Source organism: Mycobacterium sp. Dal123C01, assembly GCF_052566995.1.
The window spans coordinates 3,473,793-3,497,860 of record NZ_CP199580.1; the positions used below are offsets into that span (position 1 = coordinate 3,473,793).

The following is a 24,068-nucleotide window of genomic DNA, read 5'->3' on the forward strand; positions in this document are numbered from 1 at the left end:
TCTTGGCGGCCCGTCCACCCATCGGCCTGCGTGTAGCGTCCGTGGGCGTGACGGCTTTAGAGACTGCCGAACAATTCGCCGAACGATTGGTCGCGACCCTCGACGGCGCCAGCCTGGTGATCCTGCTGAGCATCGGGCACCAGACCGGCCTGCTGGACACGATGGCCGAACTCGGGGCATCCACCAGTGCGCAGATCGCCGAGGCCGCGGGCCTCAACGAGCGCTACGTCCGGGAGTGGCTGGGCGGCATGACCACCGGGCACATCGTCGACTACGACGCCGACTCCGGAACCTATTCGTTGCCCGCCCACCGCGCCGCCCTGCTGACCCGTGCGGCCGGTCCCGACAACCTCGCGGTGGTGGCCCAGTTCGTCCCATTGCTCGGCGAGGTCGAGCAGAAAATCATCGGCTGCTTCCGGGCCGGCGGCGGCTTGCCCTACAGCGAATTCCCGCGCTTCCACAAGCTGATGGCCGAGGAGAGTGGCGCGGTGTTCGACGCCGCGCTCGTCGACGTCGTGCTGCCATTGGTCGACGGCCTTCCCGAACGCCTGCGGTCGGGAGTGGACGTCGCCGATGTCGGCTGTGGCAGCGGCCATGCCATCAACGTGATGGCGCGGGCCTTCCCGGCGAGCCGGTTCACCGGTATCGACTTCTCCGACGAGGCCATCGCCACGGGCGTGCAGGAGGCGGCACGCCTCGGCCTGACGAACGCGACCTTCGAGAGCCACAACCTGACCGAGTTGGCCAAGGCCGACAGCTACGACGTGATCACCGTGTTCGACGCGATCCACGATCAGGCCCAGCCGGCCCGGGTGCTGGAAAACATGCATCGCGCGCTGCGGCCCGGCGGGGTCTTGCTGATGGCCGACATCAAGGCATCGAGCCGACTCGAAGACAACGTCGACGCCCCGATGAGCACGTACCTCTACACGACCTCGCTTATGCACTGCATGACGGTGTCACTGGCGTTCGACGGTGCCGGGCTGGGCGCGGTGTGGGGACATCAGCTGGCCACCTCGATGCTGAGCGACGCCGGGTTTGCCGACGTGCGGGTGGCAGAGATCGAGTCGGACCCGATCAACAACTACTACATCGCCACGAAGTGACGAGCCCGAACGCTCTGGACGTCCTTGTCGATTGGCCGGTGGCCAATGCCGCCGCCGCGGTGATCGGACCCGCCGGCGTGCTGGCCACGCACGGCGACACCGAGCGAGTGTTCGAGCTGGCGTCGGTCACCAAACCGTTGGTGGCCCGGGCCGCGCAGGTCGCCATCGAAGAGGGCGTCGTCGATCTGGACACCCCGGCCGGGCCGCCCGGATCCACGGTCCGGCACCTGCTGGCGCACGCCTCGGGTCTGGCGATGCACTCCGATCGGGTGCTGGCCGCGCCCGGCACCCGACGCATGTATTCCAACTACGGCTTCGCCGTGCTGGCCGAGACCGTGGAGGGGGAGTCGGGCATCGAGTTCGGCCGCTACCTCACCGAGGCGGTCTGCGAGCCGTTGCGCATGGGTTCGACCCGGCTGGACGGCGGCGCTTCGACCGCAGGTTACGGGGGCACCTCCACGGTGAGCGATCTGGCGGCGTTCGCGGGCGAACTGCTGCGTCCGGCGCTGGTCTCGGGGCAGATGCATGACGACGCGACGACCGTGCAGTTTCCCGGGCTGGACGGGGTGCTGCCCGGCTACGGCGTGCAGCGGCCCAACGACTGGGGGCTGGGCTTCGAGATCCGGGATTCGAAATCGCCGCACTGGACGGGGGCGCGCAACTCGGCGCGGACGTTCGGGCATTTTGGCCAAGCGGGTGGCTTTATCTGGGCCGATCCCGACGCTGAGCTTGCCTTTGTCGTGCTGACGGACCGCGATTTCGGCGACTGGGCGCTGGATCTGTGGCCGGAAATCTCGGACCGAGTGCTCGGTGAGTGATTTTAAGGAAAATGCACACTAGCGCAACACAGGCATCACAGGGCACAATAGACACGCAAGACACAAAATTTGATGCGAGCATGCCGCTCGTCGGGTTCACCAGGTCGTTGGGGAAGACGTCCCTCGTGGAACCGAAGGAGCAACAATATGCGTGCGACGAATCAATTCGCCGACGTGACGGCTGGTGTGGTGTACGTCCACGCCTCGCCCGCGGCGGTATGCCCGCACGTTGAGTGGGCGCTGTCGTCGACCCTGCAGTCCAAGGCCAACCTGGTCTGGACACCGCAGCCGGCGATGCCCGCACAGCTGCGCGCTGTCACTAACTGGGTCGGTCCGGTGGGTACCGGTGCCCGGTTGGCCAATGCGCTGCGGTCCTGGTCGGTGTTGCGGTTCGAGGTCACTGAGGATCCGAGCCCCGGAGTCGACGGTTTCCGGTTCAGCCACACCCCGCAACTGGGCTTGTGGAGCGGCGCGATGAGCGCCAACGGCGACATCATGGTCGGCGAGATGCGGCTGCGGTCGATGATGGCGCAAGGTGCTGACACTCTGGCCGCCGAAATGGATTCCGTGCTGGGAACCGCGTGGGACGAGGCGCTCGAGGTCTACCGCGATGGCGGCGACGCCGCCGAAGTGACCTGGCTCAACCGGGGCACCGGCTAAACGCCGATCAAACGGTTGGCGGGTTCGCCGGGGCGGCAGACACCGGCATATCGACGTTGCCTTTACACGCACCGCTGGTGATATCGGTATGAAAGACGCCGGTGAGGACGCCGTTCAGCCCCGGGGTATACGCCGTGATGGATTTCGCCGCGTCGTATTCAGTGGTGCCGTCGGCTAGCAGGCAGTCCCATTTCCAGGTCATCTCGCGCACCCACTGCGCCCCATTCCAGGTGAATTCGACTGACTGCGGCATGAACTGATTTTTGGGAGGCGGAGGGTCGTTCACCGTGGCGGTGCACACGCCCGCCGAGCACTTCGAGGTAATCGAATAGCTGGCCCGGTGGGCGTATTCCGGCTGGCTGGCCGCGATGCTGGTCCCGTTCTTTGCGTTGGCGGACAGCGTCAGGACGTACTGCCCGTTCCAGAGCGGGTCACCGGCGAACGCCGTGGGGGCGAGCGCCAACGAGCCGCCCAGCGACATGGCCGCCAGGGTGATAACCGCGGTGTTGCGGCGACCCGACATCGTTCCTCCCAGGGCAGCGCTCGGACGGCGCGTCTGCCCAGATGTCGCGTTTGTCGGACGAGTTGTTACACAGCCCGCAGAATCTGCAATGCCCCAGGTACCGTGCCCCTTCCCGAGCAGGTGCGCCGTCCGCTAGCATTTATCTAAATGCGTTTGTGAAAATAAAAGTAAGTGTGGGATGACGTGGCCGAGGACGTACTGGGGTATCGCACCGAGCTGCGCGCTGCTGAAGACATCGTCGACCCGGAGACGTGGGCCGGCGGCTTAGAGGACAAGCGGGCTATCGCGCCCCGGCTGCGGGTAGGCCGGGACAAGTGGTTCAACCTACTGTGGCTGATTCCCATTGGATTCGCCGTACTGGTAGCGGCGGTGGCCGTGGGCAAAGGCCTGCACAATATGCCGTCCGTACAGGCATTCATCCAGCGTCATCCGGGTACCGAGGTGCCTTCCGGGGCCACCCCGGGCATCCCCGCGTGGATCGGGTGGGCCCACTTTTTCAACCTGTTCTTGATGACGTTCATCATCCGGTCCGGGATCCAGATCCTCTGCGATCATCCGCGGCTCTACTTCAGTCGCAACGCGACGCCCGGCAAGGACGAGTGGCTCAGGGTGGCCAAGCCGGTCCCGGACGACCCACTGTGGACGGCCAAGGACGATTCGGTTGGGCTACCCGGTCAGTTGGGATTGCCGGGGCTTCGCCATTCCATTGGACTGGCTCGGTGGTGGCACCTCGGCGTCGACGTCTTGTGGCTGCTCAACGGCGCGGTCTTCTACGTCCTGTTGTTCGCTACCGGGCAGTGGCGCCACATCGTGCCGACCAGCTGGGACGTGTTTCCCAACGCGGTATCGGTGGGCATTCAATACCTTTCGCTGGATTGGCCGACCGACAGTACGTGGGTGGCCTATAACGGCATGCAGTTGCTGGCGTACTTCGTCACCGTCTTCATTGCCGCACCGCTCGCGGTCATCACCGGGCTGGGGATGTCGCCGGCGCTGTCGATGCGCCTCACTGTGATCAGTAAGCGCTTGAGCATCCAGGCCGCGCGCTCACTGCATTTCCTGGTGCTGGTCTATTTCCTGTTCTTCATCGTTGTCCACGTCACGCTGGTCTTCGCCACCGAGGCGTTGCGCAACCTCAACCACATGTTCGCCGCCCGCGACGACAACAGCTGGGTCGGGTTCTGGATCTTCGCGGCGGCCATGGTGGTGGTGGCTGTCGGCTGGGTGGCCGCCACCCCACTCACCTTTCGCCACCCACGGGTGGTGCAGCGGGTCGGCTACGCACTCGTCGGACCGCTGCAGCGGCTGTTCGAGTACACCAACCCGAAGCCGGGCGCGTTCACCGAGAAAGACATCTCGCCGTACTTCTGGCACAACGGCACCTACCCGGAAACCGTTGAGTACAAAGAGTTGGAGAAGAACCACTTCGTGGATTGGCGGCTACGGATCTACGGCCTCGTCGAGCACCCAACCGAGTTCTCGCTGGGCGAGTTGCATGACCTGCCGTACCACGAACAGATCACCCAACACTTCTGCATCCAGGGCTGGTCGGGTGTCGCCAAATGGGGTGGCGTGTCGATGCGCACGATCATGGACATCGTCGAACCGCTGCCCGATGCCAAATGGGTGGTGTTCTACTCCCTGGGCCCCGGCGCCGACGGCGGGATCTACTACGTCGCGCACCCGATCGAGCAGATGAACAACCATCTGACCATGCTGGCCTACGACATGAACGGCGAACCGGTGAGCTACGGGCACGGGGCGCCACTGCGGCTGCGCAACGAATTACAGCATGGCTTCCGGCATATTAAGTGGCTCAAGGGTATTGAGTTTGTGGCGCACTACTCCGAGATCGGTAGCGGGTACGGTGGTTACAACGAAGACCACGAATTCTTTGGACGCCACCAGACCATCTAAGGCCCGGATCGTCAGCGGCCGGGACGCAAAATCTGCAATGCCCCAGGTACCGCGGAGAGTTCGGCGGGCAGCGGACACGCGAAGTCGCCGTCGGCGTAGACGTTGATACCGGGGCATTCGACGTGGATGGTTTTGGCGCGCGCCGTGGTCACCTCGTCGCGCTCGACGTGGGTGCCTTTCAGCACGGTCGGAAACAGGCGGATCAGTTTCGTGCGGGATCCGCTGTGGGCCATGGTGATGTCGAGCAGGCCGTCGGTGTAGTCGGCGTTGGGACAGACCAGCAGCCCGCCGCCATAGCTTCGGGTATTTCCGAAGGCCGCCAGCGTGATATCGGCATCGATCTCCTTGGTGCCGTCGAGTACCAAGCGGAACGGCAACATCCGCAGTTGCGAAAGCTCGGCGAGCATCGCGACGTAATAGCGCAGCCGCCCATGCGGCCAGCTCATCCGGTTGGCGCGATCGGTCACCAGGGAATCGAATCCGGTGGCTGCCACGGTGCCGAACCACTTGTCGACACCGTTGGCATCCCGGATGCGGCCCAGGTCGATAGTCTGGGTCCAGCCGTCGGCGACGATGTCCGCGGCGGCCTCGGGATCCTTTGTGGGGATACCGAATTCACGCGCATGATCGTTGCCCGTGCCGGCCGGGATGATGCCCAGCGGAACGTCGGTACCCGCCAGGACTTGCAGCGCGTTGGAGATGACGCCGTCGCCGCCGGTGGCCACCAGCGCGTCGGTGCCGCGTTCGAGGGCCGCGGCCGCGAGATGACGGGCGTCTTCGGCGTCGTCGCCGATGATCTCGACCACCTCGATGCCTCGAGCGTGTAGCCGGGCGATGGCGGCCTGCGCCGCGTGGATGGCGGTGCCGTGCCCCGACAGGGGATTGGTCAGCACGGTCACCTTGCTGATCTCGCGCCGGCGCAGTTGGCCTGCCGCGGGTGTCACGGAATCAGCTTGCCGGGGTTGAGGATTCCCGCCGGATCCAGAGTCGCCTTGACCGCGCGCAACACCTGCACGCCCAGATCGCCCACCTCGTCGCGCATCCAGGGCCGGTGGTCGGCGCCGACCGCGTGGTGATGGGTGATGGTGCCGCCGGTGGCGATGATCGCGTCGGATGCGGCCTTCTTGGCGGTGTGCCACTGCTCGATCGGATTGCCGCGCTGCCCGGCCACGACGGTGAAGTACAACGACGCGCCGGTGGGGTACACGTGCGAAATGTGGCACATCACCAGCGCCGGTGTCCCGGTTTCTGCCAACGCGGTGGTGAGTGCTTCGGTGACGGCGGCCTTGAGCGTCGGAATGTTGGACCAGTCGGTAGCGGTCTCCAGGGTCTCGCAGAGCGCGCCAGCGGCCAGCAGCGAGTCGCGCAGATACGGCGCGCCGAACCGGCCGCGCTCCCAGGCCTGCGCGGGACCGTCACCCAACGACGTGCCGCCCTGGGCCGCCAGCAGTGCGCTGGTCTCGGCGAGCCGGCTCTCGACGTGTTCGGTGGAGCCCTCGAACACGGTGATGCCCAGACAGCCGCCGGTGATCTGGTTTTCGCCGATCGACTCGGTGGTGGCCAGATTCACCCCGGTCTCGACCTCGTCGGAAAGCCGAACGACGGTGGGGCCGGTCGCATTCTGGATGATCGCGCGCAGGGCCGCCGCGCCGGTCGTGAAATCGGGGAACGACCAGGCTTCGTAGCGCACGGCTTCGGGTGCCCGGTGTACCCGCAGCCGCACCTGCGTGATGACGCCGAAGGTGCCCTCCGACCCGATCAGCAGCTGGCGCAGGTCGGGGCCGGCGGCCGATTCGGGTCCACGGCCCAGGTCCAACGTTCCCGCCGGAGTGATCATCCGCAGCCCGCGGACCATGTCGTTGAACCGGCCGTAGCCAGCCGAGTCCTGACCGGAGGAACGGGTCGCGGCGAAGCCGCCGAGCGTCGCGTATTCGAAGCTCTGCGGGAAATGCCCGAGCGAGAAGCCGCGTTCGCCGAGCAGACGTTCGGCGTCCGGGCCGGTGACTCCGGCGCCGAAGACCGCTTGCCCCGACACTTCGTCGAGCGAGACGAGCTGGTCGAAGCGATGCAAGTCGAGTGAGACCACGGCGCCGAAGTCGCCGCGGGTGGGATTGAGGCCGCCGACGACATTGGTGCCGCCGCCGAACGGGATGACGGCAATGCCGTGCTCGGAGCAATAGCGCAGGATCGTGGCCACGGCATCGTCGTCGCCGGGCAGCAGGATGGCGTCCGGTGCGTCTTGGATGCCGGTGTCCTTGCGCCGCAGCAGGTCGATGGTGGATTTGCCGCCGGCGTGCAGCAACCGATCGCGATCGTCGGTGCGGCAATACTCGGCGCCGACGATCGCGGCGAGCGCGTCCTGATGCGCCTTCGGTAGCGCCGACGGGCGCAGCTGTACCTGGTCCGGGGCGAGTTCGCCGCGCGCCGAATCTTCCAGTCCGACAGCCTGTTTCAACAACGACCGGATGCCTTCGGAGAGTGGTTTGGCGCTGGCGGGATCTCCCCACGCGTTCCACTTCATCGGGGGAAGGAGTTGCTCGGGCTGCGTCATGCGTTACAGTATTACACATGCTGTCAATCAGTAACGCAGGATTGGACGTCGGCGACCGGATCCTGGCGGCGGCGGCCAGTTGCGTCGTCGACTTCGGGGTGGACCGGGTGACCCTCGCGGAGATCGCGCGGCGCGCGGGGGTGAGCCGGCCGACCGTGTACCGCCGCTGGCCGGATACGCCGTCGATCGTGGCGTCGCTGCTGACGCAGCGCATCACCGATGTGATGCGCGATGCGCCGTTGCTGGGAGATGACCGCGAATCGCTGGTGCGCCAGATCGTTGCCGTGGCCAACCTGCTGCGTCGCGACGAGCTGATCATGTCGGTGATGCACTCGCATCTCGCGCCGATCTACATCACCGAACGCCTCGGTTCCAGCCAGCAGATGTTGATCGAGGCTCTTGCCGACCGGTTGCGGGCGGCCCAGCGCCACGGCAGCGTGCGCGCGGGTGACCCACGGCAGATGGCCACCATGGTGTTGCTGATCGCCCAGTCGACCATTCAGTCCGAGCAGATCGTTCGCCCGATCCTCGATGCCGACGCGCTGGCCACCGAACTCGCCTACTCGCTGAACGGATACCTGTCCTGATGACCGCCTTGAACGCCGCGCGCCGCACCGCCGACCTGAACGCCCTCGCCGACGGCGAGCCGCTGGACGTGCTCGTGATCGGAGGCGGCATCACCGGGGTCGGGATCGCCCTGGACGCCGCTTCGCGCGGCCTGCGGGTGGCGCTGGTGGAGAAGCACGATCTGGCATTCGGCACCAGCCGATGGAGTTCCAAACTGGTGCACGGCGGTCTGCGCTACCTGGCGACCGGCAACGTGGGAATCGCTCGGCGCAGCGCCATCGAGCGCGGAATCCTGATGACGCACAACGCCCCTCATCTCGTGCACGCGATGCCGCAATTGGTCCCATTGCTGCCGTCGATGAGTCACCCCAAGCGTGCGATGGTGCGCGCGGGGTTTGTCGCCGGTGACGCGTTGCGGATGCTCGCGGGAACGTCGTCCTCGACCCTGCCCCGATCCCGCCGGGTGTCCGCGCAGCGGGTGGTGGAGATGGCGCCCACGGTGCGCCGCGACGGCCTCGACGGCGGTCTGCTGGCCTACGACGGGCAATTGATCGATGACGCGCGACTGGTCACCGCGGTCGCGCGCACCGCGGCCCAGCACGGTGCCCGGATCCTCACGTACGTCGCGGCATCCGAGGCCACCGGCACTTCGGTGCGGCTGACCGATCAGCGCACCGGGCAGTCGTTCGACGTCTCGGCCGGTGCGGTGATCAACGCCGCCGGGGTGTGGGCGGGTGAGATCGACGGTTCGTTGCGGTTGCGGCCCAGCCGCGGGACCCACCTCGTCTTCGATGCCAGTACCTTCGGCAATCCGACTGCGGCACTGACTATTCCGATTCCCGGTGAGCTGAACCGTTTTGTGTTCGCCATGCCCGAGCAACTGGGCCGCGTCTACCTCGGTATCACCGATGAAGCCGCCCCCGGTGCGATTCCCGATGTGCCGGAACCGTCTGACCAGGAAATCACCTTCCTGTTGGACACCGTGAACACCGCGCTGGGAACTGCGTTGCGGGACACCGATATCGTCGGCGCCTACGCGGGGCTCCGGCCGCTGATCGACAGGGGTGAGGGTCGCACTGCCGATGTCTCGCGCGAGCACGCCGTCATCGAATCGCCGTCCGGGGTCATCAGCGTGATCGGCGGCAAGCTGACCGAATACCGCTTCATGGCTCAGGATGTCCTGGATAAGGCCGTTAGCCTGCGGCACCTGCAGGCCGCGAGCTGCCGGACCCGCAATCTGCCGTTGATCGGGGCGCCGTCCAACCCGGGATCGGGCGCGACTTGGCGGGCTGAACTGCCGGCGTCGCTGGTGGCTCGCTATGGCGCCGAGGCGCCCAACGTTCCGGCCACCGCCACCTGCGAGCGCCCGACCGCGCCGGTCGCCGAGGGCATCGATGTGACCCGCGCGGAGTTCGAATACGCCGTCACCCATGAGTGCGCGCTCGACGTCGACGACATCCTCGATCGCCGGACGCGGATCGGCCTGGTGTCCCGCGATCGCGAGCGGGTGGTGGCCGTGGCGGCGGAGTTCCTCGCGGGCGTTGGCTAACCCCGGTCTGCTGACTAACCCGGTCTGCGGGTGGTTCGACCCGGTGAAGTTCGGGTAACACCGGTGTCGATGGACACCGATGGCGCTCAGCAAAAGTGGGCTCGCGACGAGATCACGGTCACCGATCCGAGCGTGCTGACCCAAGCCATTATGGGCACCGCGATCGGCAACGTCATGGAGTGGTACGACTTCGCGGTCTACGGCTACATCGCCACCACCATCGCGCAGGTGTTTTACCCCGGGAACAGCGTCAGCGCTGTCCACCTGATCGCCACCTTCGGCACCCTGGCGGCGGCGTTTGTGGTGCGCCCGTTGGGCGGCATGATCTTCGGCCCGCTCGGTGACCGCATCGGTCGCAAGCGGGTGCTGGTGATCACGATCCTGATGATGACGGCCGGTACGACGATGAGCGGCCTGCTGCCTGTTTACAGCGCCATCGGAATCTGGGCGCCCATCTTGCTCGTCGTCGCCCGGGTCTTCCAGGGCTTGTCGACCGGCGGCGAATTCGTCGGTGCCATGACCTATCTGGTGGAGCAGTCACCGGACCGTAAGCGCGGCATGCTGGTCGGGTTCCTGCCGCTGGGTAACCTGATCGGCTTTGTGATCGCGGGCTTCTTGGTGACTGGGCTGCAGGCCTGGCTGCCGATTCACGACTGGTTGGCTTGGGGCTGGCGGGTTCCCCTGCTGCTGGCTGCACCGTTGGGCCTGATCGCGCTCTACATGCGACTGCGACTCGAGGAGTCACCGGCTTTCACGCAGATGAGTCAGAGTGCGGATGGCGCCGAAGAGGGCGGCCGCCGCCAGTTCCGGCACACCGTCGTCGAGCAGTGGCGGCCGATGCTGATCTGCGCCGCGCTGGTGCTGACCTCCCAGGTTACCGATTTCATGGTCACCGGCTACTTGCCGACCTATCTGAAAACGGTTGTGCACCTTGGAGAAACGGCCGCACTGGTGCTGATCGTCATCACCTTGGCCATCCTGATGGCCACGATCGTATTCGTCGCGAAGTTGTCCGATCGTATCGGTGTCAAACCGATCATGCGGACGGGCTGCGTGCTGCTCATCGTGGCTTCAATCCCGGCGTTTCTGCTCATCCGCCTCGGCGGCGTCTACCCGGTGATCTTCCTCGGTGTGCTGCTGATCGGGCTGATGGAACTCTGCTTCGACAGCACGACACCCTCGGCGTTGCCGGCGTTGTTCCCCACCAGGGTGCGGTACGGGGCGCTGGCCATTTCCTACAACCTGTCGATCTCCACCGTCGGCGGCGTCACCCCGTTGATTGCTGAAGCGCTGGTATCGACCACCGGCAATGAGATGGTGCCGGCCTACATGCTGATGGGCGCGGGCCTGGTCGGCGTCATCACCCTGCTGTTCACGCCGGAGGTCGCCGGCAAGCCGCTGCCCGGGTCCGGTCCCGCGGTCGAGACCGAGGAGGAGGCGCGGGAATTGGCCAGCGACTCGCGAGCCTAACCGTACTGCGAGATTCTGCAAGAGAATTCGCAGCCTGGTTAGGCTCGCGGGGGAGGGGGCAGGCGGGCGGTTTACAGCGGAATGTTCTTGTGGCGCCCGCGACGTGCCGGTGCCTCGGCCAGCGCCTCGGTAAGCCTGCTGCGGGTGTGCGCCGGGTCGATCTTTTCATCGACCACGCCGATCTCGATGGCGCTGTCCACGCCGCCGGCGATCCGCTCGTGCTCGGCGGCCAACTCTTCGTGCAGCGCTTCGCGCTCGTGGTCCGGCGCGGCGGCCAGCTTGCGCTTGTGCAGGATGCCGACCGCGGCTTTGGCGCCCATGACCGCGACCTCGGCGTCCGGCCAGGCGAACACCTTGGTGGCGTTCAATGAACGCGAGTTCATCGCGATGTAGGCCCCGCCGTAGGTCTTTCGGGTGACCAGCGTGACGCGAGGAACGGTGGCCTCGCCGAAGGCGTGCAGCAGTTTGGCGCCACGACGCACCACGCCGCCCCACTCCTGGTCGACACCCGGGAGGTAGCCGGGAACGTCGACAACCACAATCAGCGGAATCCCGAACGCGTCGCACATCCGCACGAAACGTGCTGCCTTCTCGGCGCTTTCGGAGTTCAAGCAGCCGCCCAGCCGTAGCGGGTTGTTGGCCAGCACGCCGACCGTGCGGCCGGACAGCCGGCCGAGACCGACCACCATCGACGGGGCCCAGTTGGCCTGGAACTCGTCAAACGGTGCGTCGTCGTCGAGGATCGCGGTCACGATCGGGTGCACGTCGTAGGCGCGCCGCGCCGATTCGGGCAGCAGCGCGTGGATGTCAGTGTCCCCGGCCTCGGCCTTGTTGCGGTCGAAATGCCCTTGCTGGCAGAACAATCCGACCAGCCGACGGCCGCGCTCGTAGGCGTCGAGCTCGTCGTCGGCGACGATGTGGCACACGCCGGACTTCTTGTGGTGGGTTTCTGGACCACCGAGCGAGCACATGTCCACGTCTTCGCCGGTGACACTGCGCACCACGTCCGGCCCGGTGACGAACACCCGGCTTTCCGGCGCCATCACGATGACGTCGGTCAGCGCCGGGCCGTAGGCGGCACCGCCGGCGGCGAAGCCGACGACCACCGAAATCTGCGGAATGTAGCCGGACGCCCGGATCATGGCCTCGAACACCAAGCCCACCGCGTGCAGTCCCTTGACGCCTTCGGCCAGCCGGGCTCCACCCGAGTGCCAGATGCCCACGATCGGGCTCTGCTCCTCGATGGCGGTGTCGTAGGCGTTGACGATGTGCGTGCAGCCCTCGATGCCCATCGCGCCGCCCATCACGGTTCCGTCCGTGCAGAACGCGATGGTGCGCAGACCGTTCACGGTGCCCGCCGCGGCAAGCACACCCGAGCGGTCACGCTCGTGCAACAGCACGATGGTGCCGTCGTCGAAGAAGTTGCTCAGCCGCAGCAGCGGGTCGCGCGGGTCGAGCGATTCGCCGACCGCATCGGGGGCCATGAGTGTCATCGCAGGTCTCCTGTTTCAGGTGAGCTCGGGATCAATACCGCTGGGTTCTAATACCGTCCAAAGGTGATCGCCACATTGTGACCGCCGAATCCGAACGAATTGTTGACTGCGTACTGGTAGTTGCCGGACCGTGGCTTACCCGCGACCACGTCCAAATCGATTTCCGGATCGAGGTTTTCCAAATTCAGTGTTGGCGGGATTACCTGCTCTCGCAACGCCAGGACCGTCAAGATCGACTCCAACGCACCGACCGCACCCACCGAGTGGCCGAGCGCCGCCTTGGGCGCGTAGACCGCGGGGTAGTGGTTGCCCAAAGCCCGTTTGATGGCCTTACTTTCGGCGAGGTCGCCGACCTGGGTGCCAGTGGCGTGGGCGTTGATGTGGTCGATTTCGGCAGGGGTGATGCCCGCGAGCTGGATCGCCCGCGTTATCGCATGCCCGGCACGTTCCCCGTTGGGGTCCGGGGCCACCATGTGGAATCCGTCCGAGGTCACGCTGGCACCCATGATCCGGGCCAGGATGTTGGCGCCCCGTGCCTTCGCGTGCTCTTCGGTCTCGATGACCATGAGCGCGCCGGCCTCGCCGAACACGAAACCGTCCCGGTCCCTGTCGAATGGGCGACAGGCACCGGGGGGGTTGTCGTTGTTGGTCGACATCACGATGCGCATCGCGGCGAACGCCGCAATCGGCACCGCCTCGATTTTGGTCTCGACGCCGCCGCAGATCGCCATGTCGGCCTCACCCAGCACGATCTGCTGCCAAGCCCGGGCGATGCCCTCGCAACCGGACGCGCACGCCGAAATCGGGGTCATCACACCGGCTTTGGCATGCCGTTCCAGGCCGACCGCCGCGGCCGCACCGTTAGGCATGTACTTCTGCACGCCCAACGGGGAGACCGCCTTCATGCCGCGGGTGCGCATGTCGTCGTAGCTGAAGACCAGTTCCTCGGACGAGCCGAGGCCGGTGCCGATCGACACCGCCAACCGGTTGGTGTCGACTTCAGGTGAACCCGCGTTCTCCCACACGCGGCGGCCCAAGATGGTGGACATTCTCTGCAGGTAGCTGGTGCGACGCAGCTCGACACGCGTGAGCTGACTGTCGAACTCCTCCACGAGATGGCCGCCGATGTGAACTGGCAGGTTGTACAGCTCAACGAACGGATCGGTGAGGGTGCGGATCCCGCTCTGGCCGTCTAGCAACAACTTCCAGGTGTTTTCCACGTCGGGTGCCAGGGCAGTCGTCATGGCAACGCCGGTGACGACCACGTTGGGGAAAGCTTTCCCCGTAACCAGTTCTGTCATGGGAGTGACGAACGTTCCTCTCGTGCTCAGTAACGCCCGAAGGCGAGGGCCACGTTGTGGCCGCCGAACCCGAATGAGTTGTTGATCGCATAACGGAATTCGCCGGAGCGGGGTTCGCCCGCGACGACATCCAGCGCGATCTCCGGATCAGGTGTTTCGTAGTTGAGGGTTGGCGGGATAACGCCATCCCGTAGTGACAGCACTGTCAGCACCGACTCGAGCGCCCCGACTGCGCCGATAGAGTGTCCCAGCGCCGATTTCGGCGCATACACGGCGGCGTGGTCGCATCCGGCGACCCGGATGGCGTTGGCCTCTGCGGTGTCGCCGATTGGCGTCGCCGTCCCGTGTGCGTTCACGTGGTCGATGTCCTTGGGGGACAAGCCCGCCAGCTCCAGCGACCGGGCCATCGCCCGACCGGCGCGAATGCCGTTGGGGTCTGGCGCCACCATGTGGAAAGCGTCCGAGGTGATACCGGCACCCATCAACCGGGCCAACGGCTTGGCGCCGCGGGCCTTGGCGTGCTCTTCGGTCTCGATGAGCATGAGGGCCCCGGCCTCGCCGAACACGAAGCCGTCGCGGTCTTTGTCGAACGGCCGCGACGCACGCTCTGGCTCGTCGTTGCGGGTCGACATGGCCCGCATCATCGAGAACGCCGCGATGGGCAGCGCCTCGATCGGTCCCTCGACACCGCCGCAGACGGCGACTTCCGCGTCACCCATGACGATCTGGCGCCAAGCGTGGGCAATGGCCTCGGATCCCGACGAACAGGCCGACACCGGGGTGATTACCCCGGCGCGTGCCCCGAGCTCGAGACCCACCACAGCGGCGGCGCCATTGGGCATGATCATCTGAACGGCGAGCGGCGACACCTTGCGGGGGCCGCCCTCGTTCATCAGGTCATAGCTCTCGACGATCCGCTCGGCACCACCCAGACCGGTGCCAACGACGACGCTGAACCGGTCCGGATCGACCTCGGGGTTGCCTGCCGACTCCCACAGCTGGCCGCTGAGATATTTGGCCAGGCGCTGGACATACGACATGCGGCGCATGTCCAGCCGGGTCATGTGGGTATCGATCGGCTCCTTGAGGTGCCCACCGATCTTGACCTGCAGATCCCACTTGGTGACGAATTCGTCTTCGAGTACGCGGATGCCGCTTTCGCCGGCCAACAAAGCCTTCCACGTGCCCTCGATGTCCGGCGCGACTGATGTCGTCGCCGCGAGGGCGGTTACCACAACGTTGGGGTAACCGCCATTAGCAGTGGAAGGCTTGCTCACTTGCTGTCCGCTTCTAGCCTCGCCTTGACGTTGGCAACCGCGTCAGGGTTCTCGGTCTCCAGCTTCGCGCGCAGCGCGGCGGCGGCCTCGGGGTCTTCTTCTTCGAGCTTCTGGATGTAGGAGACGACGTCACCGACGGTACGAAGACCGGCGAGGTCCTCGTCGGGGATCTTCACGCCGTACTTGTCCTCGGTCTGCACGGCGATCTCGACCATCGACAGCGAGTCGATGTCCAGGTCGTCGACGAACGACTTCTCCGGGGTGACCTCGGAAGGCTCGATACCGGTGACCTCTTCGATGATCTCGGCAATACCGGCAATGATTTCTTCTTGACTAACAGACACAGCCTTTGTTCCCTTCGTAATATGTTGTGTGCAAATCGGTTTGATGTGCTCTTATGTGGTTGTACTGGCCGCTAACCGCGTTAGATGTCAGCTAGCGCGTCCAGGTCTGCGGGCGACTTGACGGCACGTACCGTCACCCCCCGAAGCTCGCGTTTGGCGATGCCGGCGAGAGTGCCCGCGGGGGGGAACTCCACAATCGCTTTGACATCGTGCTCGGCCAGCGTCGCGGTGCACAGGTCCCAGCGCACCGGCTGGGTGAGCTGAGCGACCAGCGTGTCCATCGCCGCGGCGGCCGTGGTGACCGGCTTTCCGTCGCGGTTGGACAGCAGCGTGGCAGTGGGCTCGGCGGTCGCGATGGCCGCGGCTGAGGCGGCGTAACCGTCCAGCGCGGACGCCATGTACCTCGTGTGGAACGCTCCGGCCACACCGAGAGCGCGCACCCGGGCCTTGGCCGGCGGGTCTTCGGCGAGCTTTTCCAGCGCGGTCAGCGGGCCGGCGGCGACAATCTGCCCGGCAGCATTGCGGTTGGCGGCGACCAGGTCGAGCTGCTCGAGGCGAGCCAGGACTTCGGTCTCGTCTCCGCCCAGCACCGCGGACATGCCGGTCGGCTCGGCGGCGCACGCCTTGGCCATCTCGGCGCCACGGGTGGCGGCCAGCGCGACGGCGTCATCGGCGGCCATCACACCGGCGATCGCGTAGGCGGCGATCTCGCCGACCGAGTGGCCGGCCACGATGAAGTCTTCGCCGGCGAGCACGCCGCGCTTGGTCAGCTCCTGATGCGCGAGCAGGGTGGCGGCGACGACCAGTGGCTGGGTGACTGCCGTGTCGGTGATCTCTTCGGTCGACGCGGTGGTGCCCAGGCGCACCAGGTCCAGGCCGCTGGCCTTCGCCCACAGGGTCAACTGCTCGCTCGCGCCGGGCATTTCCAGCCACGGCGAGAGCATCCCCTCGGTCTGCGAACCCTGTCCGGGCGCAAGTAATGCGATCACGTGTCTAAGAGAACACTGTGGAAACGGTTTTGGCGGGTGTAACAGATTATGAACCTGGTCTTAGGTTTTTGTAGGTAGTCCACAAAACCGCTCCACAAGCTACGTATTTGATACCGCGCCGCGATCTGTTGCTTGGATCACTATCGCACAGACGGCGCTGCGGAACCCCCTCTGACCGGCAGTGGAACCGCCGTTATCGCGCTGTTACCAACACCAGAGGGGTGGGTGGGGTAGTTGAGTTGGCCGACCGTTGCGGCCACTCGCAACACGTAGGCGTCGCGCGGTTGAGTGGGATCACGCCCGGTGAAGTCGGTGATGCGCTTGAGCCGATATCGCACAGTGTTTGGATGAACGAACAACTTGCGGGAGCAGGCCTCAATCGCGCCGCCACAATCTAAGTAAGCGCCAAGAGTTTCGATGAGCGTGGGCCCGGCGTCGGCCAGCGGCCCCATCACGTCGGTGTGCAATGCCACGATGGCCGACGCATCTCCCATGAGGGCGCGTTCCGGCAACAGTTCTCGTGCCAGCACCGGCCGCGGCGCTCCGGCCCAGCCGGCCACGGCATTCATCCCGGATATCGCCTCGCTGGCGCTGTGATAGGCCGCCGTCAGCATCGGCGCGGTGGGCCCGATGACCACTGGACCCTCGGAAAACGCGCTCAGTAGGTCGCCCAGGAACTTGTCGGTCGGTGACAACTGTCCCGACACGATCGCCACCAACCAGGTGCCGTGCACGTCGGTGAGCGCCGCGCGGCCGTGACGAGCGGCGGTGTCGCGGACGATTTGGCTGGCCCGCTCGCTGGCGCCCTCGCCATTTGTCTTGTCGCGGCCCGGGGCCGGGATTCCGACCACGACCGTCGCCGGCGCGGTGGTGTCCCAGTTGAGCGCGGCCGCGCGGGACAGCAGCTCAGGGCCGGTGTCGCCGCGGACCACGGCGTCCACGACGCTGGCCTCCATCCGGCTGTCCCAGGTGCCGCGGGCTTCGGCGGCCTCGGCGTGGGCCGAGGCCAGGGTGAACGCGAGGTCGCGGCTGTACTTCAAAATGCCCACCGTGAGGGCGGTCAGCTGTTCTTCGGAGCGGGCCACCAGCGGCACGACCTCCTCGAAGAACTCCATCGCGACGCGCACCATCTCGACGCTGTGGCGGAGGGGGATGCGTCGGGTCAGCTCCTGGGGGACCAGCTCGAATGCCTGCGCGGTGTAGCTGACGTTGCTGTGCGGGTCATTCATCCACTCGACGAAGTTCACCACCGCGGTCTGCACCACCAGCGACACGCTGGCCCGCTGGGAGGCTTCCAGCTCGGCGAAAAAGGGCAACCGCTCTTGCATGGCCGAGACGGCCTCGGTGGCCAGCCGGCCCGAATGTTGCTTCAACCTGCGCAGCAGCGTCTCCGGCACCGAGTCCAGCAGCTCGAGCGGCGACCTTGGCTTGGCGAATGGGCCAGCGAAGGGGTTGTCATTCACCCCTAAAACCTACGCCTGGTTTATGGAACTTTCCCCAAAGCAGGTCGGGGGTCTAAGTGGTGTCTCAAGGGGCTCGCCTGCCGAACGTGAAGCTGGCCGCACACTCGGCGGGCCGGGTTGGGTAAGCCGGCGGGCCGGCTTGGGTAAGCCGGCGGCCGGGTTGGGTAAGCCGGCGGGGTTGGGCAAGCGGGGGCCTTGGGGGGTGTCAGGAGACGCCGGGGTCGGACGTCTGCTTGGGCGCGGCCAGCACGTCGTCGATCTTGTACTGGCGGGCCGCCGCGACCGGCACGGACGGGTCGATTTCGCCGTCGCGCGCCAGCGCCTCGAGCACCGCGACCACCTGCGACTCGGCATCGGTGTTGAAGAAGCGCCGTGCCGCGGGACGGGTGTCGGAAAAGCCGAACCCGTCGGTGCCCAGCGTGACGTAGGTGCCCGGCACCCACGGCCGGATCTGCTCGGGGACCGCACGCATCCAGTCCGACACCGCGACGACCGGTCCGGTGATCCCGGACAGCACCTTGGCCACGTACGGCACACCGGCCGGTTGGTCGGGGTGCCGTAGCTGCTCCCGCTGAATGGCTACGCCGTCGCGGTTCAGTTCGTTCCAACTGGTCACCGACCACACGTCGGCGGCAACATCCCACTCGGCGGCCAGCAGCTCGGCGGCCTTGAGCGCCGACGGCATCGCTACCCCGGACGCCAGAATCTGCGCCTTGTTGGTGCGTTGCTCGGTAGCTGCGTGGTACCGGTACATGCCGCGCAGTACGCCTTCGGGATCGAAGTTCTCCGGCTCCGGCGGCTGCACGTACGGCTCGTTGTAGATGGTGATGTAGAAGTACACGTTCTCTGGGTTCGGTCCGAACATCCGGGCCAGCCCGCTCTCGACGATGTAGGCGATTTCGAAGGCGAACGCCGGGTCGTAGGCGACTACCGCCGGATTGGTGGCAGCCAACAGCATCGAATGGCCGTCGGCGTGCTGCAGACCTTCGCCGGTCAGGGTGGTGCGCCCTGCCGTGGCGCCCAGCACAAAGCCGCGCGACATCTGGTCGGCCGCCGCCCACAAGCCATCGCCGGTGCGCTGGAACCCGAACATCGAATAGAAGATGTAGATCGGGATCATCGGCTCGTTGTGCGTCGCATACGAGGTGCCCGCGGCGGTGAACGACGCCGTCGAGCCCGCCTCGTTGATGCCCTCGTGCAGGATCTGGCCGATCTCACTTTCCTTGTACGCCAACATCAAATCGGCGTCCACCGCGGTGTAAAGCTGACCGTTCCGGTTATAGATCTTCAGCGACGGAAACCACGAGTCCATACCGAACGTGCGGGCCTCGTCGGGAATGATCGGTATGATCCGCGGTCCAAGTTCCTTGTCCCGCAATACTTCTTTGAAGGTGCGCACGATCGCCATCGTGGTGGCGACCTCCTGGTGCCCGGATCCCTTCTTCAGCGGGGCGTAGATCTCGCGCCCGGGCTGCTTCAGGGTCCTGGTCTTGGTCCGGCGCTCGGGCAGAAAGCCGCCCAGCGTGCGGCGCCGGTCCAGCATGTAGCGGATCTCCGGGGTGTCGGGGCCGGGGTGGTAGTACGGCGGGAGATAGGGATCCGCTTCCAGCTGCGCATCGTCGATCGGAATTCGGATGGCGTCGCGGAAATCCCTGAGGTCTTGCAGGGCAAGCTTTTTCATCTGATGCGTGGCATTGCGGCCCTGGAAGTGCGCGCCCAGCGAGTAGCCCTTGATGGTCTTGGCCAGGATCACCGTCGGCTGTCCCTTGTGATCGACGGCGGCCCGGTAGGCGGCGTAGACCTTGCGATAGTCGTGGCCACCGCGCTTGAGGTTCCAGATCTCGGGATCGGTCATGTTCTCGACGAGCGCCTTGGTGCGCGGGTCGCGGCCGAAGAAGTGGTCGCGGACGTAGGCGCCGTCGTTGGCCTTGTAGGTCTGGTAGTCGCCGTCGGGCGTGGTGTTCATCAGGTTCACCAGCGCACCGTCACGGTCGGCGTGCAGCAGGGCGTCCCACTCGCGGCCCCAGACCACCTTGATGACGTTCCAGCCCGCACCGCGGAAGAACGACTCCAGCTCCTGGATGATCTTGCCGTTGCCGCGTACCGGGCCGTCGAGGCGCTGCAGGTTGCAGTTGATGACGAAGGTCAGGTTGTCCAGTGCCTCGTTGGCGGCCACCTGGATCAGCCCGCGGCTCTCCGGCTCGTCCATCTCGCCGTCGCCGAGGAACGCCCACACGTGCTGATCGGAGGTGTCCTTGATGCCGCGGTCGTGCAGGTAGTGGTTGAAGCGGGCTTGGTAGATGGCGTTCATCGGGCCCAGGCCCATCGACACCGTCGGGAACTCCCAGAAGTCGGGCATCAGCCGCGGGTGCGGGTAGGACGGCAACCCGCCGCCGGGGTGGCTGTGTTCCTGCCGGAAGCCGTCGAGCTGGTCGGCGGTCAATCGGCCTTCGAGGAAGGCGCGCGCGTAAATCCCCGGGGACGCGTGGCCCTGAATGAACACGTGGTCCCCGCCGCCTGGATGCGCTTTACCGCGGAAGAAGTGGTTGAAGCCGACCTCATAGAGCGCCGCCGAGGACGCATAGGTCGAAATGTGGCCGCCCACACCAATTCCCGGCCGCTGGGCGCGGTGCACCATGATGGCGGCGTTCCATCGGATCCAGGCCCGGTAGCGGCGTTCGACGTCCTCGTCGCCGGGGAACCACGGTTCCAGCTCGGTCGGGATGGTGTTGACGTAGTCGGTCGACGTCAGTGCCGGGATGGCCACCCGCTGCTCGCCCGCTCGTTCCAGCAACCGCAACATCAGGTAGCGGGCCCGCGCCGGGCCCGAGCGCTCCAGCAGGTCGTCGAAGGACTCCAGCCACTCCGACGTCTCCTCGGGGTCAATGTCGGGCAGATATGACGCCACGCCCTCCCGGATCACCCGGACGCGATCGGGTTCGCTTCCGTTGCTTGGGTTTTTGGCCAGATCGTGGCGCGTGAACTCGGTCGTCACTTGCGCTCCTGCTGTTGGCGGTTACCTGCATGCGTGTTCGTCTCCTATCGTGCCGTACCGGCGCCTCGGGCAGGTAGGCGCAATCCCCTCGCGCGCGAAGGTGCACCTGCGGGCACCAAACCTCGGTGCGTCGGGGGCGCCAGCTATCGCCACCCGGTAACGTCAGAAACCGTGCTCATCGGATGGAAAGTCGTCCCGCGCACGCATGGGGGAGAGTTCCCCAGGCGTGGCGTGCTGGCGCTCGGCTGCATCGCGACCGTGCTGATGGGCATCGTGGGGTGTACCACCGTCACCAACGGCTCAGCTACGCCCGATACGAAGATGGCTCCGGCCTACCGGCAGTCGGTGTCGTCGTCGGTGTCTGCCTCAATAGCGACGTCGAGCGTCCGGGAGTCCCAGCGACAACAGTCGCTGACGACCAAGGCGGTGCGCAGCTCGTGCGAGTCGCTGGCTACCACCAGCAAGGACGCAATCGACAAGGTGAACGCGTTCGTCGGCGCGTTCAACGGGGGCCGCGGCACCGGACCGCTCGAGGGCCCGGCCGTCGCTGCCCTCAACAACAGCGCCTCGACGGTGAGCAACAGTTTCAGCGATGCGTTGTCGTCGCAGCTGAAGGACGCGTTCAACGCCTATATCGACGCGGCCCACGGGGTGGCGAACGCGATCGGCACCCACGCGGCGACCGGCGAATTCAACCGGCGGGTCGATCAGCTCAACGACACCAAGACCAAGGCGCTGAAACTCTGCCTGTCGTCCTACTGAGGCGGCTTATGGACCGGGTTCTGGCTGTGCGACGATAATCCCCGTCGCATGGCGCGCAGGGTTGTTGTGTTGTAAGGAGGCTCCACGGTGGTCGAGGCGGACGACGCCCCGAACTTTGCTCGCAAACTGGGCGTCCAACGAGACCAGGTTGTCCAGGAGTGGGGCTGGGACGAAGACACCGACGACGACATCCGCGGTGCGGTCGAGGAAGCCTGCGGCTCCGAATTGCTCGATGAAGACACCGACGAGGTGGTCGACGTCGTGCTGCTGTGGTGGCGAGATGGTGATGGCGATCTGGTGGACACCCTGATGGACGCCATCACTCCGCTGGCCGAGGATGGCGTGATCTGGGTGTTGACGCCCAAGACCGGCAAGCCCGGACACGTCCTGCCCGCCGAGATCGCCGAGGCGGCTCCGACCGCCGGCCTGATGCCGACCTCATCGGTCAACCTGGGTGATTGGAGCGCCAGCCGCCTGGTTCAACCGAAGTCGCGCGCCGGGAAGCGTTAATGCTGCCCGTCGGGACGACGGCACCGGATTTCACTCTGCGCGACCAGAACCAGCAGCGCGTCACCCTGAGCGGCTACCGCGGCGACAGGAACGTCCTGCTGGTGTTCTTCCCGCTGGCATTCACCGGGATCTGCCAGGGTGAGCTGGACCGGCTGCGCGATCACCTGCCTGAATTCGACAACGACGACAGCGTGGCGCTGGCGATCTCGGTGGGGCCGCCGCCCACGCACAAGATCTGGGCCATCGAGAGCGGGTTCACGTTTCCGGTGCTGTCGGATTTCTGGCCGCACGGCGAGGTCAGCCAGGCCTACGGCGTGTTCAACGACCATGCCGGCTACTCCAATCGCGGCACCTTCGTCGTCGACCGCACCGGAGTCATCCAATTCGCCGAGATGAAAGAGCCCGGCGAAGCGCGCGATCAGCACTTGTGGACCGATGCGCTGGCGGCCTTGCGGACCTGACGTTTTGAGTGCTTGGCCTGCAGGCGTGTAACCTGCCTCCGGCATGGGGCGCGTAGCTCAGTGGTAGAGCTCTGGTTTTACACACCAGCGGTCGGCGGTTCGATACCGTCCGCGCCCACCATTGTTGAGGCGGCTGCGAGAGGCCACTTTTCGGCTTTCAAGGCCAGCATCCGCTGACCCCCCGGTGGGCCAGCAATGGGCCAACGGGTCGGTACCGCCACCAAACGCATGCGTATTGGGACTGCGTGTCGGCTCGTTGCTTGGCCGCGATCTGCCATTAGCGTCATAAGCCGTGAGCAGCAAGGGTCCGACCAATCTGACCGGCTCGCGGTTCGAGGAGATTCTGATCCACCTTGAGACGCAGTTGCTGGCCGAACTGCCAAAGGCGCGAGCGGCGACCAATCATCGCGGCGATAAGGGAGCGAAGGTCGAGGCCGCAACACGGGAGTTGCTGAGTGATCGTCTGCCATCGAATCTTTGGGTCGGCTGCGGCAAGGTTTACGACGCATTCGGCGGCGAGTCAGGACAGAGCGACATCGTCATTGCGAATCAAGATCAGCCGTTTACGTACCCCAAGCACGTACCCGGCGAATATCTCATCGAAGGAGTGTCAGCGGTCGGTGAGATCAAGTCGAAACTGACGGCTTCCGAACTCACCAGTCGGTCGCTCTCGCGAGCAAATACAAGTCGTTGCGCCCAATTCGTCGGTCTACCGACAAACCGAGCAACTGGTCTCGGTACATGGATGAGACCGACGAGATACCGCCATTCTTTCTTCTGGCATTCGAGAGCACGGTTTCGATCGCTAGGTTCACCGAATTGCTTCGCGCTGTGCCTGACGTGCCGCCTCCGCCAGATAAGAGCTTTCCTGACGATCATCCGCAACCCCCGATCGATGCCGTGTGCATCCTCGGCAAAGGCGTTCTTTGGAATCTCAGGTGCGGGGACGGGGCGATCAAGTTCAAGTCGTCCAGCGGCCCCGACGAAGGAAAACTGTGCACCGGCTGGTTCGGTTTCGAGACGGCCGCTCCTTTGGCGTGGACGTTGAGTTGGCTACACCTAGCGATACCGAGGATCGTGCGCAGTTATCCGGTTCTTGGCCCGTACATCGTGCCGGGCAACCGCGTCGTGACATTCGATCCGAGCGACTCTGGTGCAGCCACTTTGCAAGACTCGATCATCAAAGGCACCGCGCGCCAAGCGGAGTCCTAATTGATCTGGCCTTCGGCGTTGCTGCGTGAGCGGCTTAGCAGCGCATCGCGAATATTTTGTGTGAGTCACTGCGACGTGTCCCCTTCCTGGAATAGCTTTA

Annotated in this window: 21 protein-coding genes, 1 tRNA gene and 1 pseudogene; 13 read left to right on the forward strand and 10 right to left on the reverse strand. The window is 65.7% G+C overall.

Annotated elements, in window-relative coordinates; genetic code table 11:
• Positions 1–47: 47 nt before the first annotated feature.
• The 3 genes from ACTXG5_RS16390 to ACTXG5_RS16400 all read left to right on the forward strand — a co-directional run bounded on the left by ACTXG5_RS16390 (position 48) and on the right by ACTXG5_RS16400 (position 2,584).
• Entirely contained in the window at positions 48–1,106 is a 1,059-nt protein-coding gene (locus ACTXG5_RS16390; RefSeq protein WP_445159810.1) for a class I SAM-dependent methyltransferase, read from the forward strand.
• Positions 1,103–1,924: a serine hydrolase domain-containing protein gene (locus ACTXG5_RS16395; protein ID WP_445159811.1), complete on the forward strand. Its 822-nt coding sequence runs from the start codon at positions 1,103–1,105 to the stop codon at positions 1,922–1,924. Before ACTXG5_RS16390 ends, ACTXG5_RS16395 begins: the two co-directional genes overlap by 4 nt.
• A 147-nt stretch (positions 1,925–2,071) precedes the next feature.
• A complete protein-coding gene (locus ACTXG5_RS16400; RefSeq protein ID WP_445159812.1) occupies positions 2,072–2,584 on the forward strand; it encodes a DUF3145 domain-containing protein in 513 nt (170 codons plus the stop codon).
• A gap of 7 nt (positions 2,585–2,591) precedes the next feature.
• Here ACTXG5_RS16400 and ACTXG5_RS16405 read toward each other — a convergent pair whose 3' ends face one another.
• On the reverse strand, positions 2,592–3,107 hold the full coding sequence (locus tag ACTXG5_RS16405) for a hypothetical protein (RefSeq protein WP_445159813.1): 516 nt from the start codon (positions 3,105–3,107) through the stop codon (positions 2,592–2,594).
• A gap of 171 nt (positions 3,108–3,278) precedes the next feature.
• On the opposite strand from ACTXG5_RS16405, the gene ACTXG5_RS16410 reads away from it, so the two are divergent.
• Positions 3,279–5,024, forward strand: a complete 1,746-nt coding sequence (locus ACTXG5_RS16410; RefSeq protein ID WP_445159814.1) for a molybdopterin-dependent oxidoreductase — start codon at positions 3,279–3,281, stop codon at positions 5,022–5,024.
• Positions 5,025–5,035: 11 nt separating this feature from the next.
• Here ACTXG5_RS16410 and ACTXG5_RS16415 read toward each other — a convergent pair whose 3' ends face one another.
• Together ACTXG5_RS16415 and ACTXG5_RS16420 are read right to left on the reverse strand one after the other, a co-directional pair.
• Complete coding sequence (locus ACTXG5_RS16415) at positions 5,036–5,968, reverse strand: diacylglycerol kinase (RefSeq protein WP_445159815.1); 933 nt, start codon at positions 5,966–5,968, stop codon at positions 5,036–5,038.
• Entirely contained in the window at positions 5,965–7,545 is a 1,581-nt protein-coding gene (locus tag ACTXG5_RS16420; protein WP_445164452.1) for an FAD-binding oxidoreductase, read from the reverse strand. Before ACTXG5_RS16420 ends, ACTXG5_RS16415 begins: the two co-directional genes overlap by 4 nt.
• Positions 7,546–7,592: 47 nt before the next feature.
• On the opposite strand from ACTXG5_RS16420, the gene ACTXG5_RS16425 reads away from it, so the two are divergent.
• The 3 genes from ACTXG5_RS16425 (at position 7,593) to ACTXG5_RS16435 (ending at position 11,161) form a co-directional block, all read left to right on the forward strand.
• Positions 7,593–8,162, forward strand: coding sequence for a TetR/AcrR family transcriptional regulator (locus tag ACTXG5_RS16425; protein WP_445159816.1), 570 nt, complete (start codon positions 7,593–7,595; stop codon positions 8,160–8,162).
• Positions 8,162–9,691, forward strand: coding sequence for a glycerol-3-phosphate dehydrogenase/oxidase (locus ACTXG5_RS16430; protein WP_445159817.1), 1,530 nt, complete (start codon positions 8,162–8,164; stop codon positions 9,689–9,691). The genes ACTXG5_RS16425 and ACTXG5_RS16430 overlap by 1 nt, the downstream gene beginning before the upstream one ends.
• 135 nt (positions 9,692–9,826) lie before the next feature.
• Positions 9,827–11,161 carry an MFS transporter gene (locus ACTXG5_RS16435; RefSeq protein ID WP_445164453.1) on the forward strand — a complete coding sequence of 445 codons (1,335 nt, stop codon included), beginning with the start codon at positions 9,827–9,829 and terminating at the stop codon, positions 11,159–11,161.
• Positions 11,162–11,232: 71 nt separating this feature from the next.
• Here the strand turns inward: ACTXG5_RS16435 and ACTXG5_RS16440 are convergent, their stop codons facing one another.
• From ACTXG5_RS16440 to aceE, 7 genes are all read right to left on the reverse strand, one after another.
• Positions 11,233–12,654, reverse strand: coding sequence for an acyl-CoA carboxylase subunit beta (locus tag ACTXG5_RS16440; protein WP_445159818.1), 1,422 nt, complete (start codon positions 12,652–12,654; stop codon positions 11,233–11,235).
• A gap of 47 nt (positions 12,655–12,701) precedes the next feature.
• Positions 12,702–13,955 carry a 3-oxoacyl-ACP synthase KasB gene (gene kasB, locus ACTXG5_RS16445; RefSeq protein ID WP_445159819.1) on the reverse strand — a complete coding sequence of 418 codons (1,254 nt, stop codon included), beginning with the start codon at positions 13,953–13,955 and terminating at the stop codon, positions 12,702–12,704.
• Between the two features lie 26 nt (positions 13,956–13,981).
• Positions 13,982–15,232, reverse strand: coding sequence for a 3-oxoacyl-ACP synthase KasA (kasA, locus tag ACTXG5_RS16450; protein ID WP_445159820.1), 1,251 nt, complete (start codon positions 15,230–15,232; stop codon positions 13,982–13,984).
• Positions 15,229–15,576 (reverse strand): meromycolate extension acyl carrier protein AcpM, encoded by a 348-nt coding sequence (acpM, locus tag ACTXG5_RS16455; protein ID WP_445159821.1) that lies wholly within the window; start codon positions 15,574–15,576, stop codon positions 15,229–15,231. The genes kasA and acpM overlap by 4 nt, the downstream gene beginning before the upstream one ends.
• Before the next feature lie 80 nt (positions 15,577–15,656).
• Positions 15,657–16,565 carry an ACP S-malonyltransferase gene (locus ACTXG5_RS16460; RefSeq protein ID WP_445159822.1) on the reverse strand — a complete coding sequence of 303 codons (909 nt, stop codon included), beginning with the start codon at positions 16,563–16,565 and terminating at the stop codon, positions 15,657–15,659.
• 140 nt (positions 16,566–16,705) lie between these two features.
• On the reverse strand, positions 16,706–18,028 hold the full coding sequence (locus tag ACTXG5_RS16465; protein ID WP_445159823.1) for a PucR family transcriptional regulator: 1,323 nt from the start codon (positions 18,026–18,028) through the stop codon (positions 16,706–16,708).
• 205 nt (positions 18,029–18,233) lie between these two features.
• Entirely contained in the window at positions 18,234–21,023 is a 2,790-nt protein-coding gene (gene aceE, locus ACTXG5_RS16470) for a pyruvate dehydrogenase (acetyl-transferring), homodimeric type (protein WP_445159824.1), read from the reverse strand.
• Positions 21,024–21,194: 171 nt separating this feature from the next.
• Here aceE and ACTXG5_RS16475 point away from each other — a divergent pair, with 171 nt between their 5' ends.
• From ACTXG5_RS16475 to ACTXG5_RS16500, 6 genes and pseudogenes are all read left to right on the forward strand, one after another.
• Entirely contained in the window at positions 21,195–21,785 is a 591-nt protein-coding gene (locus tag ACTXG5_RS16475; protein ID WP_445159825.1) for a hypothetical protein, read from the forward strand.
• 87 nt (positions 21,786–21,872) lie between these two features.
• Positions 21,873–22,295 carry a DUF3052 domain-containing protein gene (locus ACTXG5_RS16480; RefSeq protein ID WP_445159826.1) on the forward strand — a complete coding sequence of 141 codons (423 nt, stop codon included), beginning with the start codon at positions 21,873–21,875 and terminating at the stop codon, positions 22,293–22,295.
• Positions 22,295–22,756 carry a peroxiredoxin gene (locus ACTXG5_RS16485; RefSeq protein ID WP_445159827.1) on the forward strand — a complete coding sequence of 154 codons (462 nt, stop codon included), beginning with the start codon at positions 22,295–22,297 and terminating at the stop codon, positions 22,754–22,756. Before ACTXG5_RS16480 ends, ACTXG5_RS16485 begins: the two co-directional genes overlap by 1 nt.
• Positions 22,757–22,802: 46 nt before the next feature.
• Positions 22,803–22,877, forward strand: a tRNA-Val gene (locus ACTXG5_RS16490).
• A gap of 171 nt (positions 22,878–23,048) precedes the next feature.
• A pseudogene (locus ACTXG5_RS16495) lies at positions 23,049–23,405 on the forward strand (DUF6602 domain-containing protein); the annotation flags it as partial.
• A 92-nt stretch (positions 23,406–23,497) separates the two neighbouring features.
• Positions 23,498–23,968: a hypothetical protein gene (locus ACTXG5_RS16500; RefSeq protein WP_445164627.1), complete on the forward strand. Its 471-nt coding sequence runs from the start codon at positions 23,498–23,500 to the stop codon at positions 23,966–23,968.
• The last annotated feature ends 100 nt before the right edge of the window (positions 23,969–24,068 follow it).

Coding starts and splice junctions, on each gene's coding strand:
- ACTXG5_RS16400 (WP_445159812.1), top strand. CDS start 2,072: ATGCGTGCGACGAATCAATTCGCCGACGTGACGGCTGGTGTGGTGTAC.
- ACTXG5_RS16405 (WP_445159813.1), bottom strand. CDS start 3,107: ATGTCGGGTCGCCGCAACACCGCGGTTATCACCCTGGCGGCCATGTCG.
- ACTXG5_RS16420 (WP_445164452.1), bottom strand. CDS start 7,545: ATGAAGTGGAACGCGTGGGGAGATCCCGCCAGCGCCAAACCACTCTCC.
- ACTXG5_RS16425 (WP_445159816.1), top strand. CDS start 7,593: ATGCTGTCAATCAGTAACGCAGGATTGGACGTCGGCGACCGGATCCTG.
- ACTXG5_RS16430 (WP_445159817.1), top strand. CDS start 8,162: ATGACCGCCTTGAACGCCGCGCGCCGCACCGCCGACCTGAACGCCCTC.
- ACTXG5_RS16440 (WP_445159818.1), bottom strand. CDS start 12,654: ATGACACTCATGGCCCCCGATGCGGTCGGCGAATCGCTCGACCCGCGC.
- kasB (WP_445159819.1), bottom strand. CDS start 13,955: ATGACAGAACTGGTTACGGGGAAAGCTTTCCCCAACGTGGTCGTCACC.
- ACTXG5_RS16485 (WP_445159827.1), top strand. CDS start 22,295: ATGCTGCCCGTCGGGACGACGGCACCGGATTTCACTCTGCGCGACCAG.
- ACTXG5_RS16500 (WP_445164627.1), top strand. CDS start 23,498: ATGGATGAGACCGACGAGATACCGCCATTCTTTCTTCTGGCATTCGAG.